Annotated in this window: 17 protein-coding genes and 2 other annotated features; of the genes, 4 read left to right on the plus strand and 13 right to left on the minus strand. The window is 29.9% G+C overall.

Translation table 11 applies throughout. The features are described from left to right. Positions 1–153 precede the first annotated feature (153 nt). On the plus strand, positions 154–825 hold the full coding sequence (locus tag DWX74_RS00170) for a TetR/AcrR family transcriptional regulator (RefSeq protein ID WP_006440190.1): 672 nt from the start codon (positions 154–156) through the stop codon (positions 823–825). A 46-nt stretch (positions 826–871) separates the two neighbouring features. Here DWX74_RS00170 and tyrS read toward each other — a convergent pair whose 3' ends face one another. The 3 genes from tyrS to DWX74_RS00185 all read right to left on the minus strand — a co-directional run bounded on the left by tyrS (position 872) and on the right by DWX74_RS00185 (position 4,082). Further along, entirely contained in the window at positions 872–2,086 is a 1,215-nt protein-coding gene (gene tyrS / locus DWX74_RS00175) for a tyrosine--tRNA ligase (protein ID WP_118548013.1), read from the minus strand. Positions 2,087–2,134: 48 nt separating this feature from the next. Next, positions 2,135–2,375, minus strand: a binding site (T-box leader). Positions 2,376–2,431: 56 nt separating this feature from the next. Then, positions 2,432–3,439, minus strand: coding sequence for a hypothetical protein (locus DWX74_RS00180; RefSeq protein WP_118548015.1), 1,008 nt, complete (start codon positions 3,437–3,439; stop codon positions 2,432–2,434). A gap of 145 nt (positions 3,440–3,584) precedes the next feature. Then, positions 3,585–4,082: a DUF6560 family protein gene (locus DWX74_RS00185; RefSeq protein WP_118548017.1), complete on the minus strand. Its 498-nt coding sequence runs from the start codon at positions 4,080–4,082 to the stop codon at positions 3,585–3,587. A gap of 151 nt (positions 4,083–4,233) precedes the next feature. On the opposite strand from DWX74_RS00185, the gene DWX74_RS11050 reads away from it, so the two are divergent. Then, positions 4,234–5,259 (plus strand): GNAT family N-acetyltransferase, encoded by a 1,026-nt coding sequence (locus DWX74_RS11050; RefSeq protein WP_158573203.1) that lies wholly within the window; start codon positions 4,234–4,236, stop codon positions 5,257–5,259. Positions 5,260–5,316: 57 nt separating this feature from the next. On the opposite strand, the gene DWX74_RS00195 is transcribed toward DWX74_RS11050, so the two are convergent. Further along, entirely contained in the window at positions 5,317–6,267 is a 951-nt protein-coding gene (locus tag DWX74_RS00195; protein ID WP_118548019.1) for a helix-turn-helix transcriptional regulator, read from the minus strand. Between the two features lie 171 nt (positions 6,268–6,438). Between DWX74_RS00195 and DWX74_RS00200 the strand changes: the two genes are divergently transcribed. Further along, a complete protein-coding gene (locus tag DWX74_RS00200) occupies positions 6,439–6,660 on the plus strand; it encodes a hypothetical protein (protein WP_118548021.1) in 222 nt (73 codons plus the stop codon). Positions 6,661–6,756: 96 nt separating this feature from the next. Here the strand turns inward: DWX74_RS00200 and DWX74_RS00205 are convergent, their stop codons facing one another. The 4 genes from DWX74_RS00205 to deoC form a co-directional block, all read right to left on the minus strand. Continuing rightward, a complete protein-coding gene (locus tag DWX74_RS00205) occupies positions 6,757–8,034 on the minus strand; it encodes a zinc ribbon domain-containing protein (protein ID WP_118548023.1) in 1,278 nt (425 codons plus the stop codon). Between the two features lie 154 nt (positions 8,035–8,188). Beyond that, positions 8,189–9,061: an SDR family oxidoreductase gene (locus DWX74_RS00210; protein ID WP_118548025.1), complete on the minus strand. Its 873-nt coding sequence runs from the start codon at positions 9,059–9,061 to the stop codon at positions 8,189–8,191. A gap of 2 nt (positions 9,062–9,063) precedes the next feature. Then, positions 9,064–10,008, minus strand: coding sequence for a class I mannose-6-phosphate isomerase (locus DWX74_RS00215; RefSeq protein WP_118548027.1), 945 nt, complete (start codon positions 10,006–10,008; stop codon positions 9,064–9,066). Continuing rightward, positions 10,008–10,691 (minus strand): deoxyribose-phosphate aldolase, encoded by a 684-nt coding sequence (gene deoC, locus DWX74_RS00220; RefSeq protein WP_118548029.1) that lies wholly within the window; start codon positions 10,689–10,691, stop codon positions 10,008–10,010. Before deoC ends, DWX74_RS00215 begins: the two co-directional genes overlap by 1 nt. Before the next feature lie 201 nt (positions 10,692–10,892). Between deoC and DWX74_RS00225 the strand changes: the two genes are divergently transcribed. Continuing rightward, positions 10,893–11,600 (plus strand): GntR family transcriptional regulator, encoded by a 708-nt coding sequence (locus DWX74_RS00225; protein ID WP_118548031.1) that lies wholly within the window; start codon positions 10,893–10,895, stop codon positions 11,598–11,600. Between the two features lie 49 nt (positions 11,601–11,649). On the opposite strand, the gene DWX74_RS00230 is transcribed toward DWX74_RS00225, so the two are convergent. From DWX74_RS00230 to DWX74_RS00250, 5 genes are all read right to left on the minus strand, one after another. Then, positions 11,650–13,050 (minus strand): L,D-transpeptidase family protein, encoded by a 1,401-nt coding sequence (locus DWX74_RS00230; RefSeq protein WP_118548033.1) that lies wholly within the window; start codon positions 13,048–13,050, stop codon positions 11,650–11,652. A gap of 293 nt (positions 13,051–13,343) precedes the next feature. After that, the gene (locus tag DWX74_RS00235; protein WP_118548035.1) at positions 13,344–14,543 is read right to left on the minus strand and encodes an argininosuccinate synthase; all 1,200 of its coding nucleotides are present in this window, start codon (positions 14,541–14,543) and stop codon (positions 13,344–13,346) included. 204 nt (positions 14,544–14,747) lie between these two features. After that, positions 14,748–14,962, minus strand: a binding site (T-box leader). 81 nt (positions 14,963–15,043) lie between these two features. Further along, the gene (locus tag DWX74_RS00240; protein WP_118548037.1) at positions 15,044–16,483 is read right to left on the minus strand and encodes a sensor histidine kinase; all 1,440 of its coding nucleotides are present in this window, start codon (positions 16,481–16,483) and stop codon (positions 15,044–15,046) included. Next, complete coding sequence (gene walR, locus DWX74_RS00245) at positions 16,484–17,182, minus strand: cell wall metabolism DNA-binding response regulator WalR (RefSeq protein ID WP_118548039.1); 699 nt, start codon at positions 17,180–17,182, stop codon at positions 16,484–16,486. It lies immediately after the preceding gene. A 24-nt stretch (positions 17,183–17,206) separates the two neighbouring features. Continuing rightward, on the minus strand, positions 17,207–18,643 hold the full coding sequence (locus tag DWX74_RS00250) for a hypothetical protein (RefSeq protein WP_118548041.1): 1,437 nt from the start codon (positions 18,641–18,643) through the stop codon (positions 17,207–17,209). Between the last annotated feature and the right edge of the window lie 10 nt (positions 18,644–18,653).

Below are 18,653 nucleotides of genomic sequence, written 5' to 3' on the forward strand. Positions count from 1 at the left end.
TATTTGCCTTTAAATTCATTTATATTTTCAAATCTTTAGATATTTGAAGTCACTGTTTTTTTATAATTTATTCGCTTTAATTTCATACCCTTTTGCTATAATTATACCAAAATTTAAAATAAATGAGATTTAATTAATCTTTAGGAGGATTTTATGAACAGATATAAAAAAGGACTTAATACTTGTAATTACATAGTAGAAGAGTCAAAAAAATTATTCTACACTAAAGGATATTCTAAGACGACTATCCAGGAAATATGTGATAATACAAACATAACTCTTGGTAACTTTACATATTACTTTAAAACTAAACAGGACTTATTAAAAAGAGTATACTTCGACTATTTAAAGGATATAGAAAACTTTGTTATTGAAAACTCAGAAGAATACCCTGATTTATTTGACAAATATTTAATGGTCTGTATGATATATAACTACAATATATTCTCTGATAAAAAAATATCTGACTTTAACTACAGTATAATAAAAAACGATACAATATATAATGATGTATTCCTTAACCTTCCAGCTGAAGATGTAAGATTTGCTTGTGGAAATACTGATGAAAACCTAAGCAAAAAAGAATTAAAACTTCTTTACTTATCAGATCTTGGAACAAGAAAAGAACTTACTCAGTACTATGCTGAAAATGAAGAATTATTTGATTCACCACTTGAATTTGCAGCATATATGGCAGAAATAGAATCAAGAATATACAAAGCTAACGATATAAATGTAAAAGAAAGATTCTTAGATAATCCAGATTTTGTAGAAAAAATAAAAAATAGTGGAATTACTTTACTTACAGCTCCAGAAGTTCAATAATAAAAAATTAACCCCCAGAAAACTGGGGGTTTTTGTTTGCTTTTATTTATTTTACAACTATTTTTATGAATTTCTTTTTACCTATCTGTATAACTAGTTCTCCATTTGCTTCAACAGCGTTTAAGTCGTTAACTTTTTCTCCGTTAACTTTTACTCCACCCTGTTTAGCAAGTCTTCTTATTTCACTCTTACTTGGAACTAATTTGTTTTCAACAGCTATACCAGCTATATCTAAATCAGCTGCAGCAGCTTCAACAGTTAGTATATCATCTGGTATATTACCTTTCTGGAATACACTCTTGAATCTGTTTTCAGCTTCCTGAGCTTTTTCTTCTCCATGGTATAGAGTAACTATTTCTTTAGCTAATTCCATTTTTATATCTCTTGGGTTAGCTCCACCTTCTAATTTAGCTTCTATTTCAGCTACAGCATCAGGATGAACGTCTGTTACTAAGTTGTAGTATTTTATTATTAATTCATCTGGTATTTCCATAGCTTTCTGGTACATAAGTCCAGCTTCTTCATCTATTCCTATGTAGTTTCCTAATGATTTAGACATCTTGTTTACACCGTCAAGACCTTCAAGTAGAGGCATCATTATAACTACCTGAGATTCTTTATCGAATTCTCTCTGAAGTGATCTACCCATTAAAAGGTTGAATCTCTGGTCAGTACCACCAAGTTCTATATCAGCATCTATTGCTATAGAGTCGTATGCCTGCATTAAAGGATAGAAGAATTCGTGAACTGATATTGGCATCTGTCCTTCGTATCTTTTCTTGAAGTCTTCTCTTTCAAGCATTCTTGCAACAGTTATTGTAGCTGCTAATTTTATAACTTCTTCAAAGTTTAATTTTCCTAACCATTCGCTGTTGTATCTTACTATAGTTTTGTCTTTATCTAATACTTTGAATATCTGTTCCTGATAAGTTTTTGCATTTTCAAGAACCTGTTCAGTAGTTAATGCTTTTCTTGTTTTAGATTTTCCTGTTGGGTCACCTATTTTACCTGTGAAGTCCCCTATTATTATTACTACCTGATGTCCTAAGTCCTGAAGCTGTTTCATTTTTCTAAGAACAACTGTATGTCCTAAATGGATATCTGGAGCACTTGGGTCAAGACCTAATTTTACTACTAATGGTTTGTCTTCTTTCTGTGCTTTAGTTAATTTTTCTTTAAGGTCTTTTTCATCTATAAGACTGTCTACACCTTTCATTACGATCTTCATCTGTTCATCTACAGATATTTTAGATATACTCATAACTTTTCCTCCTAAAAATTTTTTAAACAAAAAAACTCCCGTCCTAATAAAAAGGACGGGAGATATCTCTCGTGTTACCACCTTAGTTCTCAGATACCTCACGATATCCGACTCAGTGTGTCAAAATAATAGACACTGCATTATAACGTATGCAAATCGTCAAACCCTACTATATATTTCAGGTAAGCGGCTCCAAAATGTACTTCAGATATACAAAACTACTCCATCACACCAACCTGGAGCTCTCTGAAAATCCCATAAATCTTACTCTTTTCTTCTCAGCCTTTGTTAATTAAATTAAAACTTTAAATTTTAAACATATATTTATAATATATGTCTTTTCGCTTAATTTGTCAATAGAGTAGACATTTTTTCACAGTAAAACTCTCTAAGTCCATACTTCACATCTATACTCATAAAGTAAAGTATTGCTATAATCGCAGCTAACCAGAAATAGCTTAAAAGAATAAATAAGTATAGTATTGTAAATAGTCTTACCTGTCCCATACTCTTACCTTTAGTAAGCATATATCCCTGTATTCCCGCAATAGAATCTCTTATTAAGAAATAAAGACCTGAATAGAAGAAACAATTCATTATAGTATCAATATAAGCCATGTTTGTCTTTATTCCGTATTTATTCATAAGGCTAAAGGTCATAGTGTAGATAACCATTATGTAAAATAAATTTCTTGAACAGAACGTCATCCTAGAAAAAGTTCTAAAATGTCTTATAACTTCATATTTTTTCTTTGTTTCCCCTTTTAATACATTTAATCTATTCCCTACAAATAATCCTATTATATAAACACCTACTACGGTTCCAAGTGGTATTAATGTTATAGAAACATAGAATACTGTACTAAAATAGCTCTGTATAAATTCTGGTGGGAAATTACTAAAAGATGGAACATTTTTAGTCATATACTTCGCCATATAAGATATTGTTTCTTTGAAATCTTGAATAAAACTATATCCTATTAATTTTGATGCGTATATATCTATAAACACCATAATAATAGATCCTATAAGCGTTCCAAGAAGTAAATCGTCCATTAGACTAGTTTTCTTCTCTGATAAAATACCACATAGTATTCCCAAGATAATTCCCTGGCTCGCCCATATAGCAGTTCCTGGATTTCCAAGTACTGCAAAAACAATCATAAGACCTGACATAGCTGATAAAACAGTATATTTTGATCCGCATTTTAAATATATTATAAAGTAGAATAATGGAACAATATAATCTAAATATATCCCATATCCTATACCACTTCCTACAGATATAATCGTCACAACAACAAATATCGCAGTTAATAGCGATGCTTCGGTAAGTTTTCTTGTTTTATCCAAATCCTCTCCTCCTTTATTAATTATTAAATTAATTTGTTATTCAAAGCATAGTAGATAGTATAACATCAATTTATAGAAATTTACAAATAAATTTCCATTAATTAAAAAGGAGACTTTTTTAAGCCTCCTCATCAAACCATAATTATTAGTAGTCAATTCTAACCTTTTTTCTTTTTAAAACCTTCATTACTTCATTAAATCCTATAACTGTGTCGGCTATCGTAGCTACTTTTTTCCCATATGAATAGATAGTTTTTTTATTTTCTTCACATTTTAAACTATCTATTTCACTGTATGGTATAAATTTTTTACCAAAAAGATTTATTACTTCAATCCCATCTTTTTCTATTTCTATTCTCCAACTTTTCATCATCAAGAATTTAATAAAAATAATCGCTATTATACAGCTTATAACCATTCTTGGAGTTGCTGCTTTTTCCATTCCAAATCTAGCAGTCATTACAACTCCTGCAAGTCCAAAAGCTCCCATAGCTAATAAGAAGAACTTTTGGTACTGCACTCTATATTTTAGAGTATTATCAAATTTTTCCTTTGGTAGTTTTTTAGTTTTAGCTGTTACCATCTCTATAAACTGATAGACTACCGGTAAAGCACATATTATTGTTGTTAAAGTATTTAGCATTTTTCCCTCTCCTAATTTAAGTTTCCTTCACTATAATAACACAATAAAACGTTTTTTTAATCAAATTTTATAAATTAATAATCTAATATTTCTGTATTTTTTGTGAATATGGTATAATTTAGAAAAACTAATAAAATAGGAGTTGATATTTTTGTTTAAGATAAAGCATTTTAATGATCTTACAGTAGAAGAATTTTATGAAATAGCAAAAGCAAGATATGAAGTTTTTGCATGTGAGCAACATATTTTTGAAGAAAATGACTTTGACGATACAGATAAAGTTTCTTATCATGTATTTTCATACGATAACGATAAAATAGTAGCTTATTTAAGAATAATTCCAAAAGAATTTAGCCACTATGAAAATACCGGAATAGGTAGAGTTCTTGTTTTAAAAGAATACAGAAGATCTGGACTAGCAAAGAAAGTGGTAGATTTTGCTATTGATTTTATAACAGAAACATTAAAAGAAGATAGTATATCTCTTTCTGCACAGGAGTATGTTTGTTCTCTTTATGCAAAATGTGGTTTTGTTCCTGTATCTGATGTTTATATGGAAGCTGGAATACCTCACGTTGAAATGGAATACAATAAATTTCGTGATATAAAAGTTCTTATGGAAAAAAATAATCCAACAGAATACCCTAAATTCGACCTTCCAGAGGGATTTTCATTAGTTAAATATAAAGACGGTTATGAAAAAGATTGGTCTCAGATTCAGACTGATTTAGAGCAATTTGAAAATATAGAAGATGCTTTAAAATGTTTTAAAGATACTTTTTTAGATGGTACAGATGACGTATATAAAAAATGCTTCTTTATACAGAATAAAGATGGTAAAAATATAGCTACAGCATCTATTTGGAATGGAAATCATTTTGGAAAAACTCTTCAAAGAATTCATTGGGTTGCAGTTTCTAAAGAGTGCCAAGGATTAGGACTTGCAAAATGTCTAGTTTCTGCTGCATTAGATGTTTTTAATGAGTTAGGATTTAAAGATTACATCTATCTAACATCTCAAGTATCTAGCTACAAAGCACTTAATATATACTCAAAATTTGGCTTTACTCCATACACAGATAAAATGCCTATAAACTGGTGTATGGACGAAAAAGAATTTGAAAGAGATACAAAATACGCTTGGAAACAGATTAAATTACTTTCGACAAAAAAATAATATTAAATAAAAATTGGATGTTGTAAAACTTAGCTAATTACAACATCCTTTTTTATTTTAATAGTTATATGTATTCATCATTTTCTTTATATCTTCTTTTATATCATCTACTAGTTTTTTAGGCTCTAAAACAGTCACATTAGGCCCCATTCCAAGTATCCAGCTTTTCATCTGCTCATAACCCATCATTCTAGCTCTAAACTCTATACTTCCATCACTTAATTCCTTAATACTCTGTTTTGAGCTCCATCTTTTTTCACTTACTATAGTTGCAAATGGCTCTCTTATAATTAGATGAATTTCTATTTCTTCTCCTTTGAAATTTCCAATAGAGTTTTTAGTGTATTCATGTATATCAAAATCTTTGTCTATTTTATACTTTTCATCTATTATGTTAAGCTTGCTAATTCTGCACAGTTTGAAATCCCTAACTTCTTTTCTATTTTCACAGTATGCTATAAGATATGTATCGCCTTCATAGTTGTATATACCATATGGATGAAGAACTCTCTCAGACTCTCCTGATTTTATTGACTTATATCCTATTCCAATCTTCTTTTTCATAGAATATGCATCAGATATCTGCTCACAAAGTTTAATTTCTTTTTCCTTATTTACACTGCTACCTGGATAAATATAGAAATACTTAACCTGCTCGTCTATATACTCTCTCTTTTTAAAATTAGATTTTATTCTATTTATAGAGTTTTTATACTCATCTGAATACATATTATTAGACTTTGTTAAAAAATCAGATACTCTATCCAAAATACTAAGATCCATATCTCTAACGGGAATAGAAAGATATCTGCTTCCTGGAGCTATAGAATATCCACCATATTTTCCACTCTGAGAATTAATAAATATCCCAGCTTGTTCAAGCTCACTTTTATACTCCTGAACCTGTCTATTACTAACCTCTAACTCTCTAGCAATTTCTTCAATTTTCATTTTTCCGTTATTCTGTAGCAACATAACCATATTAAGTGCTGCACCTATTTTACCCATATCAATACCTCTCTTTTTTGTACTTATCTATAATATACATCTTTTCAAGTCATTTATATAGAATATTTTCTAAAAATTTTAAAATAATTTTCTTTCCTCACATTATACTGCGCCAATATAGTTTATACTTTAAGTATAAAGTAAAACAAAAGCAGATTCGGAGGCGATTTTATGAAAAATATAAATAATATCAATACATTAACTAATGAATCATTAGCAGCTATGATGAGTGAATTTGAAATTAAAAAGGCTATAGAGCTTTTCTCAGATTTGGATTCATTCTTAAATAAGTACAAATACTGCTCATGCTTTGTTGATAACGACGAAGATTTCGTTTCATTTTTAGAATATCTTGAAATAGAAGAAAATCTAAGAATGGGCTATCTTATATAATTTTAATTTTTTCATTTTTTTTACTACCTTTATTTATTATTGTTGTTTTGTTGAAAGAAAAGGGCTGTGCAAATTATGCAACATCCCTTTTCTCCTTTATTGAGGATTTATTATTCCGCCATTTACAAATATGTATTTGGCAACTTCTCCATCTATTGAATTATCCTTTATAAACTCAGGATCTATTAATAATTCTCCTTCGTCCACAAAACCATTTACTATTATTTCGTTTTCTTCACCCAATACTGCGAAATATGTTTGGCTATTTCCCTCTATTGTAAATGTATCTCCTATGTCCTTTCCAATCCTGTACATTCCAGTTTTTTTATTTTCATCATTTGTCATATCTAATTCTACCTGATCTGCTCTATAAAGCGTTCCATTATCTAGCTTAACTGTATCTCCATTGTCTAATTTTGCATAATAATTTCTATTAATATTCTCATACAATTCAGCATTTTCTCTGTCTAAAACAGAATATACTTCTATTCTTGCAAATGGAGTATCTTTATCATTCTTTACAAATAAATATTCTCCTGCAGGAATATCTCCTCCATCTCCTACACTAACCTCTTCTTTATCTGTTTTTATAACATCTTTTTCAGGTACAATATATTTTAATGGAACTTCTTTTTTATATTCTGAAAGCTCTATATATGACTCACTCGTAACTGGTTCTACAGTATAATCATTAGAATTTCCAGAGTCTACAAAAAATGAAATAAGTCCAATTGCAACATTTATTATCACTATAATAAGCACAAGTTTTCCTATCATAGGTGCAATAGTGTTTAAAAGACCTTTTGGATTTTGATCTTCTCCACATTTAGGACACACCTTTGCATCGCTGTACATCTGTGAACCACAGTTTTTACAAGTTTTGTATCCACCTGATTTTGACTTTTTATTAGACTTATTATATTGTTTAGAAAATCCTTTGTTTTTATTAGCCTCTGCATTACTCTGTATATTCTTATATTCATTTTTTAGAGTGTTGAATAAATCCTTAGACTCTTTACTAGCATTTTGTTCAACCCAAGATTTAGCCTTATTAAAAATATCATTATTTTCTTTATTAGCTGTACTATTATAATCATTACTTGTATAGCTGCTATCTAAATTATCGTAATCACTTTCATCGTAATAATCACTAGAATCATAATAGTCACCTAAATCATAATTACTATCTGATCTATCACTATACCCTATATGCCCTTCTTTGTGCATTTTTTTCTCAGCTCTCGACTTAGACATCTTTCTAAAAATACTTCCCTTATCATCGTAACTATAGTCTATAGCTGGATCTCGTCTTCTATCTATCTTTATCTGCTCCTCAGTAAAGTTAACTTCATCTTTGTAGTTTTCTTTTCTCATACAGATCCCCTCCGTATCTATTTTCTAGTTAATTTATTTTAACACATTCATATTAATATAAGTGGTAACAATTTTGAAATTTTTTAAAAATTCTTGCACATAATAGACATAAAAAAGCGACCTTTAACTAGGTCGCTTTAATTCAAGTTAATATTTATTTTGATAAAGAAAAATCTTTAAGTATTTCTCTTACATCTGATTTAAAATCTCCAAATTTTATTCCCATTTCTTCAAGTTTTGAAGAATCCAATCTGTAATCTCTAAATCTGTCGCTGTATCTTTCTGTGTTAGGAAGGATGTATTTTTCTATGTTTTCTTCAGTTATTCCCATTTCTCTAGCTACAAAGCAAGCACTCTCATATGTAGTCATATCGTTTGATGATGCTACATGATACACACCTGCAGGTAGTTCTGCTATCTTATCAAACTGTTCTGCTAGATGTTTTGCGTAAGTCATACATCTTCTTTCATTGCAAGTAAATAAAGTAGGTTTCTGATACATTATAGCATTTAAGACATTTTTAACTATGCTTGGACTAGCTTTAACCCCTGCAAATGAAAGTCCCATCATCCAAGAGAATCTAAGTATTACTGCATCTACTCCACTATCATTTATATATTTTTCGCAATCTATTTTATTCTGTCCATATACAGTTACAGCTTTTGGCTCATCTTCTTCTTTAAATGGACCATGATTTTCTTTTCCGTTGAATATCTGTTCAGTTGAGCAGAATATTAATCTTGCCCCTTTTTCTTTACAAGCATCTACAATTCTTTTAGTAGATTCTACATTTATATTGGCTGCAATTTCTGGATTTTCTTCACACACAGCAGTAGTTGCATTTGCTGCAGTATGTAAACATATATCAAATTTCTGTGATTTAACAAATTTTTCTACCTCATCTGGATTAGAAAAATCTGCATCATCTCTAGTCATTTTTATCCAATTAAATTTATCTTTGTTGCTATTTTGAATATAACTAGCTATATATCCTCTAGCTCCTGTTACAAGTATAGTTTTTTTCATAATTATATCTCCTTTCCCGGTTGGCTAAGCAGTATATGCGCTCCTTTTTCTATTGTTATTTTTTTAGACGCATAAGGCACAAATACATTTTCGTATTTTTGAAGAAGTATTTTTTCTCCATTCCATTCTATTATACAATCTTCTCCTATATTAGACACTATACAAAAATATTTATCTAGTAAAATATCCATATCATTTTCCAAATACAACTCATCTATTACATATTCATCAGATTCTATTAACCTTCTGCTTTTTTCTTCATTTTTTACAAATTCTGGCTGCTTAGAAAAATCTACAACATCAAATGATTCTTTTACATGTAGCTCTCTTTTTTTACCGCTTTTATCTACTCTATTGTAATCATAGAATCTGTATGTTGTATCTGAGTTTGTGCCTACTTCTAGAGCAAGTATATCCCGTCCTAGTGCATGTATCATCCCCTCTGGAATAGTTATAAAATCTCCCTTTGAAACTTCCCATCTTTTTAGATATTTTTCAAGTGTCCCATTTTCAAAAGCTTCTTTTATAACATCTGTATCATCTGTAGTAGTTCCTGCTACCAACTTTGCACCCGGTTTTGCATCTATTATGTACCAACTCTCCTTTTTACCGAAGTCATCAGAGTTTTTAATTGCATACTCGTCATCAGGATGCACCTGAATACTTAAAGAGTCTACCGTATCTAAATATCCAAGTCTCAACATTTCATGAAGAGTATATCCCTCACCAAGTATAGAGCTTTCATCCTCTTTTATAAATTCATAAAAATTTTTATCCGTTTCATAATTCTTTACTATATTTGCGCTCTTTTTATTTGCTGAAATTTCCCACCAAGTTCCGTAGCCTTTGTCGTATCCTCTTGCTTTACTTATATTGTTTCCGCCCCATATAGTTTCCACTTTTATACTTTCGACAAATATAGGTCTTTTATCTTCTCCACTGTACATTATTTTTCATTCTCCTTTTCAAATTCATCAAGTATTTTTAATGAAGAACTCGTACCTATTCTTTTAACACCTAAGTCTATCATTTTTTTAGCAGTTTCATAATCCCTTATTCCGCCAGCAGCTTTAACAGATACTTCTCCGTCCACTGTATCTATCATAAGTTTAACATCTTCTAATGTTGCTCCACCAGTACCAAATCCTGTACTAGTTTTTATAAAGTCTGGTTTAACTTCTTTAGCTATCTCTGCTAATTTTTTTATCTCATCCTTTTCTAAATAGCAGTTTTCAAATATAACTTTTGATATTTTATTATTTTTTCTACATATTTCTACTATAGCTTCCATTTCTTTTTTTATAAAGTCCCAATCGCCCATCTTTGCTTTACTTATGTTTATAACATAGTCTATTTCGTCGGCACCTTTTTTTATAGCATCCTCTGTTTCAAATAATTTTGTTTCTAATCCACACTGCCCTAGAGGGAATCCTATTGCAGCTCCAACGTGTATATCCGTACCATCTAGCTCTTTCTTACAGAATGTAACCCATTCAGTATTGATAGCCACCATAGCAGCTCCTATAGATTTTGCTTCTTCACATAACTTTCTAAGATCATTATCTGTAGCATATGCCTTTAAAAATGTGTGATCAAAGTATTTTGCTAGCTTATTTTTAGTTAATTTCATATTAGAACATCTCCTTTTTAAAACTTATAGGTATTATTTTTTAACTTTTTTGATTTATTTGTCTATAATATACCATTATGTAAGTAATATGTCAATATCTTATATTTATTATGTAATATATAATATTTAATATGTAATTATATTGTATATATTTTTTTTGAATGTTATAATATAATCATTAAAGATTAAGGAGATATTCTAATGTCAGCAATGTATTTAAAAATAAAATGCGATTTACTCGAAAAGATAAATAACGGAATATACAAGGAAGGAGATTTAATTCCTACTGAGATGGAGTTAGCAGAGTTTTACAATGTAAGTAGACCCACTGTTAGACAAGCTATCCAAATTCTTGTGGATGATGGTTATCTTGAAAAGAGAAGAAAAAGGGGAACAATGGTCTGTCAAAGGAAAATTGAGCAGGAATTTACACAGAAAATTTTAAGCTTTGATAAGGAAATGAATAAAAAAGGCCTAACTACAAGCACAAAGGTTATATCATTAAAAATAGAAAAAGTATCTAAAGAGGTTTCAAATGCTCTTGGAATTTCTTTATCAGAAAATGTTTGTAAGCTTATCAGACTTAGATATATCGACTCTAAGCCAAATGTTATCGTAACAACATATATACCATATAATAGATTCCCAGATATTGAGAATGTAGATTTTATAAATTATCGTCTATACGATTATTTTTCTGATAAAGGCAATCCAGTAACTAGAATTAAGAGAAAGTTAGAAACAATAAAAGCTGATGAAACAACAGCTGATTTATTAGATATACAGGAAAATGATCCTGTATTTTACTTCCATTCTTATGGCTACGGAAACGATAATAAAGTGATTGAATACTCTATTTCTAAGTATAGAGGAGATATAAACTATTTTGTATTTGATTTATACAGATAAACATAAAGGGACTACTGCAAATCATCATTGCAACAGTCCCTTTTATTTTTTAGTATAAAATTATTGGTGTTCCTTTTTCTATTGTTTTGTATATAGTAGCTGCTCCTCCATATGGACAGTTTACACATCCATGAGAACCATTACTTCTATATATTCCGCCACCGAAAGAACCTCTCCATGTAGCATCATGAAGACCTATATTTCCGTTGAATGGCATCCAATAGTTTACATGAGATCTGTAGTTCCGTCCTGTTAGATATGTATCTCTATCTTTGTAATTTAGAGGATATATACCAGGAGGTGTACCATTACCTTTACTTGTATTTCCAGTAACTACAGGGAAACTAGTTATAAGTTTTCCATCTCTATAGTACCATAAATACTGTCCACCTAAGCTTATTTCAACATAAGTATTTCCTATATCGTCTTTTGTACGGTGAAGTGCTGTCTGAGAGTAAACTGGTTCTCTTGTAACACTTTTTCCTTCTTCTATAACTTTTGTAAGTTCGTCTGCTTCTTTTTCTTTGTCGATTAACCAACCGTAAGAACCACCATATATAGTTATTTCTTTACCTGAAGATGCTTTGAACTTTCTAGGGTCTCCATAAGTACTATACTGTTTACTTAAACCTCTTAAAAGCTCTATCATTCTATCTCTATTGATAGTTATGTCATAATTTCCTTCTGAATCACAGTTTAAAAGCTGTGCTATTTCATATCCGCCAAAAACTTCTTTTCTATCTTCAAAGTCATAAGTAACTTTCATCTTAACTTTTTTATTAAGTTCTTCTACAGCTTTTGCAAGTTTAGAGTTATCAGCTTTATTCTTTGGCTGTACATATAATCCAGCTTCATCTATATTTATAGCTTTGTTTCCAGATAATATAGATTTCTGAACTTCTTTATAAAGTGCATCCTTATTGACCTTATTTCCATATATTTCAGGTCTTATTTCGTAAGAATTTGTTTTTCTACTGTATTCTGGATAAGCACTTTTGGGTTCTATTATATAGTTTTTATCAAATAATTCAAATCCATTGTATAATTTTTCTAGCTTAGCCTCGTCATATCTAACTGTATCTGCTTTATAGTCTTTGTTTTTGAATACTCCAACTATCCATCCAAATGAACTCTGACTATCCTTTATTTTCTGTATCTGACCTTCATCGTGGAATGTAAGGTCTATATCCTTTGATTTTATTGTAAATTCTTTATTTCTCTTATCAGTCATTGTAAGGCTATAGTCGTCAGAAACATGACTGAACATTTCCTCAACATCCGCTACAGTTTTCCCTGAACAGCTTTCTCCATTTATTACAGTGCCAAAATAGAAATGATTTGTGAAGAATACTGCTAAACCTATATATATTACAGCTAATACGCCAACTATTATTGCTGCTATCTTTTTCTTTGGGATATCTTTAATTCCCTTTGTTGACAATATACCCACTCCCTTTCCTTAAATTTTACAGACTTTAGATATAACTCAATAAAGCTCAAAATCTTTTTAAATAATTTCACTTTACCATTATAACGCAATTTTTTTTCATATTCTATATTTACATTTAGAATAATGTTTACAATTCCGTAAATTTTGTGAAATAGCCTTAATTTAATATTTTTAATCAAATAACTCACTAATACTCTTTATGATAACACATTTTCAAAAATACAACTACCTTCTATTCAAAAGAAATAAAAAAAGAACTGTTGCAATTTATACAACAGTCCCAATTTTTTTGCTTATTTTCCTTCTTTCATTGCTCTAATTTTTAGAGGTAATGTAAATAGGTTAATAAATCCTTCCGCATCATGGTGGTCATAGTATTCACTATTTCCGAATGAAGATATACTTTCATCATATAGTGGAGAATCTGCAAATATTCCAGCTGGTTTTATATTTCCTTTGTATAGTTTAACTTTTACTGTACCAGTTACATTTTCCTGAGTGCAGTCCATAAATGCTTCTATTGCTTCTCTTAATTTTGAGTACCATAATCCATCGTATATAAGTTCACCGAATTTTATAGCTACTCTCTGTTTGAAGTGAAGAGTTTCTTTATCTATACAAGCACTTTCTAATATATTATGAGCTTCGTATAGGATTGTTCCTCCTGGAGTTTCATATATTCCTCTTGATTTCATACCAACTAATCTGTTTTCTACTATATCTATTATTCCTATACCATGTTTTTTACCAAGAGCGTTTACTGCCTGAATTAATTCTACTGGCGCCATTTCAACACCGTTTAATTTTTTAGGTACACCTTTTTCAAAGTATATTTCTGCGTATTCTGGTGTATCACAAGCCTGTTCTGGAGTAACACATTCTTTGTATATATCTTCTTTGTGTTCGTTTTCAAGATGTTCTATATCTCCACCTTCAGTTGATACATGCCAAAGGTTAGCATCTTCTGAGTATATTTTTTCTTTTGTAGCTTTTACTTTTATTCCATGTTCATTTGCATAATCTATAGCATCTTCTCTTGATTTTATATCCCATATTCTCCAAGGCGCTATTACTTTTATAGTTGGATCTAATGCTGCTATTGTAGCTTCAAATCTAACCTGGTCATTTCCTTTTCCTGTACATCCATGGCAAATATATTTTGCTCCTTCTTTATGAGCTACTTCAACTAATTTTTTAGCTATTATTGGTCTAGCAAGTGAAGTTCCTAATAAGTATTTTCCTTCGTATTTAGCTTCAGCTTTTATAGCTGCATATATTGTAGTTGTTACAAATTCTTCTGATATATCGTCTACATATGCTTTTGATGCTCCACTTTCTAATGCTTTATTGTAAACATCTTCCATATTGTCATCCTGTCCAACATTTCCACAACAAGCAATAACTTCTATATCATCGTAGTTTTCTTTTAACCAAGGTATAGTTATTGATGTGTCTAATCCTCCTGAATATGCTAATACAACTTTTTCTTTCATTTTAAATTCCTCCCTTTGTCCTCTTCCTTTTTTTAATTTTTTAATTCTATATTTTACTTTTTTAATTTGTGATAATTAGGTAATAAAAAAGTCCCTCAGTGAAATTTTCACTGAGAGACGAATATTTCCGTGGTACCACTCTCTTTGATAGATTATTAATTCAATTAGTTTGGTTTTGTATAAAAAAAATCGCCTCTTGGAAAACCAAGAGACGAATTATAATCCGCGTTACCACTCTAATTGATAGTAAATACTATCCACTCTTTCCTTTAAGGCAGGATTACCTGTTGCTTATATCTTTTAAGATTTTCACAACAATCTCCAAAGCTCTATTCACTCTAGATATCAATACAAGGCTTCCACCGTCCCCTGCTCTCTATAAAATCTCTCTGAGTTACTTTCTTTTTCAACGATTACTCATTTATTTTTTAATATGTTTATATAATAAATCATATTTTCTTTCGTGTCAACACAAATTATCAGAAATTTTTAAAATATCGCTATATTTTTTTAATATTATTTATTAATTTATTTTTAAGGGTAAATGTTATAGAAGTACCGACGTTTTTCTTACTTTCTATGCTCATTTCACCGTTGTGTAGTTTTACTATTTCGTTACTTATAGCAAGACCTAATCCACTACCAGATTTATTGTAGTCTTCTTGGAAGAATTTATCAAATACTCTTTCAAGATTTTCTTTATCTATTCCTAATCCATTATCAGTAACTGATATTGTAGTAAATTCACTATCTTGATTTACTGTTATTTTTATAAATCCTCCAACATCTGTAAATTTAAGTGAATTCTGAACTAGATTTATAAGAACCTGTCTTAATCTATTTTTATCGCCCTGTATGTTTTTAACCTCACCACATTCAAACTCGAATAATAGTCTAATATCCTTTTCAGCTGCTTTTACTTTTAGCTGATTGATAACCCCTACAACCAGTCCTTCAACATCTACAGAATCTATCACTAGTTTTATTCTCTGTGATGAAAGTCTAGAGAAGTCTAATAATTCTTCAACAAGCTTGATAAGTCTTTCTGTTTCATCCTGAATTATTCCAAGCCCCATATCTAGCTCTTCTTTGTTAATTCCTTCGTATCCAAGAGTTTCACTCCATCCTTTTATAGATGTAAGCGGTGTTCTAAGCTCATGAGATATTGAAGATATAAACTCATTCTTTAATTTTTCATTCTTGTCGATTTCTATTGCCATTTTTTCAAATGTTTCTGCAAGCTCACCTATCTCATCATCTACAATCTTATTGCTTTTTAGCTTAACATTGTAATTTCCACAAGATAATTCGCTTGCAAATTTTTTAAGTTCTGTAAGAGGTGTTATTAAACTTTCAGCAAATTTCAAGCTTATTCCTATGGCAATTATAAGTATTACAACCCCTATCATAATCAACCACGCCATAAGCTTTATTATTTCTCTATCTATTGCATCTAGAGAAACTGTATACCTAACAGCACCTTCTACAACATTATTAACTTTTAATGGAACCGCAATACTCATTACATGTTCGTCAGTTGATGCTATTTTATATGTATATGGAACTAAACTTTTACCATTTCTCAAAGCTCTATTCACGTCGATAAAGTTTACTTTTTCGTGAGTTTTAAAGCCATACTGGTCTAATATCATATTTCTATTTTTATCTATTATAGAAATTCCGTATTTAGTATTTTTATCATTCATTTGCTTTTCGTAAATACTATTTACCTTATCTTCAAAGCTTACAGATTCCATAGATACCGTATTATATGAACCATTTATATACTCTACCCTAGATTCTAATGTCTGTCTTACTGAGTTGTAGTAGTAGTTCTGTACATAAAACATGAACAGTCCTTCAAAAAGTGCCACTACTATTATTATTATTACAAAATAGTTTTTGATAATCTTTTTTCTTAAACCTTCAAAATGTAACATTTACTCTTCCTTTCTAAAACAGTAACCATAGCCCCAAATAGTCTGTATATATTTTGGTTTTGAAGGATCGTCCTCTATTTTATTTCTTATTCTTCTTATATTTACGTCTACTATTTTAAAATCATATAGATAGTTTGTTCCCCAAACTTCTTCAAGTATTTTTTCTCTACTTAAAGACTGTTTTGCATTAGACATAAGATATTTAACTATAGAGAATTCTGTAGGTGTTAATTCTATTTCTTCTCCATTTTTGTAAAGCTTTCTTTTATCCACATCTAATAGGAATGGCCGTAAATCTATTTCGCTGTTTTTAGCAGGTGCACTTTCTTTTCTAACCCTTCTGATAAGAGCTGATACTCTAACCATTAATTCTTTTATACTGAATGGTTTTACCATGTAGTCATCTGCTCCAGACATAAAGCCTTCTATTTTATCTTCTTCCTGAGATTTTGCTGTAAGCATTATTATCCCTACCTGATCGTATTTAGCTCTTATGTATTTACAAACTTCAATACCACTCATATCTGGTAGCATAACGTCTAATAAGGCTATTGCTATTCCATCTTCAGAATCTATTTTTTCTATAGCTTCCCGACCTGTTCCAGCTTCTATTATGTCGTAACCTTCTCTCTTTAGATTTATGCTGACAAAGCTTCTTATTCCGATTTCATCTTCAAGAATTAAAATCTTTTCTTTCATCCTACTATTCCCCCTTCTATATATTTACTCATATGTGTTAGAAAAGCTTTCTTTTAGTTTTTTCTCTTCTACTCCATAATCTTTTAAAAGTTTTCTATTATTTATGATAATATCGTAACTATAATCTTCATTTTCTAATACTTGTACGATATCTTTTGAATTAGTTAAGCCTTTTTTATCATCTATAGTTCCTGTTTTAGGTTTTACTACTACAGTAAATGCTGTTTCCAACGTTCCTGTTTTTACATTAGTCGCTTTAAATTCTAATTGAATTTTTTCCCCTTCGTACTTTTGCTCAGTATAAAGTATATTTTGCATTTCTTTAGGTACAGTAAATCTAAAGTTGTACTGATAGTTGTAATAGCTCTGACCTATAATCTCCATATTATTTTCGTCTAAATTACCATTCCACTGATAATAAGTAATGTATGCATATGCTTTATCTATAAAAGAAGATCTATTTGCAGAAATAGATGGTATATCTATTATATTGTCTTTATTCATATCTCCTACTGGAACATAGTATGCTTTTTTCATATTCTCATCTTTGCAGCTAGCAACAATAACAAATTTATCATCTTTCACATACATAACCTCTGTTCCAACAGCACCATCTTTACCTATTGGTATATCTAAAATTATCCCCTTTTCATACTTAGATATATTTCCTATAGTTATATATGCCTCAGATATTCCATTTACATCATCTACTGTCTTTACGTCTTTTACAATAGCCCGCTCAGAAGTAAATTGTACTAGGCTTATTTTTAATACTCTATTATTAGAATTGTATCCTAGTACTATCATATCCATGTTGTTGTCGTCATTTATATAGCTTATTTTTATTTTTTTGCTATCTATATCTCCAACAGATACCGTTGTATTACCTGTATCGTATGGATTTAAAGCTAGTTTAGGTATTACATTTCCTTCACCGAATATCTCATCATCTAACTGATATTTTAAAGTTATTTTGTTATCTTTAAATCCGTATACTTTTAATCTAGATATATCATCTTGATCTTTATACTGCATTATTATTTCTTTGTTTCCATCTCCATCTAAATCGTAAAACCCTCCATACTCTATCTTATCTCCCTTTTCAAGTACAACTCCATCTTCTAAGAAAGAATAGCTTTTATTATCTTCTCTTAAAATTAAAAATCCTACTTTACTATCAGAGTTTATTTTTTCTTTTTTCTGGAATGCTACGATTTCATTTTTTCCATCCTCATCTAAATCAACGTAATTTATTTTTCCACTTTCTTTTAGATTTTCTGGAAATATTAAATTAACATTCTGATAAAGAACTTTTGATATTCCAGAGTTTAAAAGTGCTTTTTCTTCATCGTAATTAGGTTTAGTCAATAATTTTTCTGGAGATTTTGTGCTTGTGCTACACCCTGTAGTCGTTATTAACAGAACAACTGCAAGCAAAATAAGCTTAATTAGTTTTTTCATCTAATCCCCC

The organism is Peptoclostridium sp. AF21-18 (assembly GCF_003478825.1).
Lineage (GTDB): Bacteria > Bacillota > Clostridia > Peptostreptococcales > Peptostreptococcaceae > Peptacetobacter.

What these genes read in the sequence shown, in the direction of transcription:
- DWX74_RS00250 (WP_118548041.1), bottom strand. Translation starts at nt 18,643, where the DNA reads ATGAAAAAACTAATTAAGCTTATTTTGCTTGCAGTTGTTCTGTTAATA.
- DWX74_RS00225 (WP_118548031.1), top strand. Translation starts at nt 10,893, where the DNA reads ATGTCAGCAATGTATTTAAAAATAAAATGCGATTTACTCGAAAAGATA.
- DWX74_RS00205 (WP_118548023.1), bottom strand. Translation starts at nt 8,034, where the DNA reads ATGAGAAAAGAAAACTACAAAGATGAAGTTAACTTTACTGAGGAGCAG.
- DWX74_RS00195 (WP_118548019.1), bottom strand. Translation starts at nt 6,267, where the DNA reads ATGGGTAAAATAGGTGCAGCACTTAATATGGTTATGTTGCTACAGAAT.
- DWX74_RS00215 (WP_118548027.1), bottom strand. Translation starts at nt 10,008, where the DNA reads ATGTACAGTGGAGAAGATAAAAGACCTATATTTGTCGAAAGTATAAAA.
- deoC (WP_118548029.1), bottom strand. Translation starts at nt 10,691, where the DNA reads ATGAAATTAACTAAAAATAAGCTAGCAAAATACTTTGATCACACATTT.
- DWX74_RS00200 (WP_118548021.1), top strand. Translation starts at nt 6,439, where the DNA reads ATGAAAAATATAAATAATATCAATACATTAACTAATGAATCATTAGCA.
- DWX74_RS00210 (WP_118548025.1), bottom strand. Translation starts at nt 9,061, where the DNA reads ATGAAAAAAACTATACTTGTAACAGGAGCTAGAGGATATATAGCTAGT.
- DWX74_RS00240 (WP_118548037.1), bottom strand. Translation starts at nt 16,483, where the DNA reads ATGTTACATTTTGAAGGTTTAAGAAAAAAGATTATCAAAAACTATTTT.
- tyrS (WP_118548013.1), bottom strand. Translation starts at nt 2,086, where the DNA reads ATGAGTATATCTAAAATATCTGTAGATGAACAGATGAAGATCGTAATG.
- DWX74_RS00185 (WP_118548017.1), bottom strand. Translation starts at nt 4,082, where the DNA reads ATGCTAAATACTTTAACAACAATAATATGTGCTTTACCGGTAGTCTAT.
- walR (WP_118548039.1), bottom strand. Translation starts at nt 17,182, where the DNA reads ATGAAAGAAAAGATTTTAATTCTTGAAGATGAAATCGGAATAAGAAGC.
- DWX74_RS00235 (WP_118548035.1), bottom strand. Translation starts at nt 14,543, where the DNA reads ATGAAAGAAAAAGTTGTATTAGCATATTCAGGAGGATTAGACACATCA.
- DWX74_RS00170 (WP_006440190.1), top strand. Translation starts at nt 154, where the DNA reads ATGAACAGATATAAAAAAGGACTTAATACTTGTAATTACATAGTAGAA.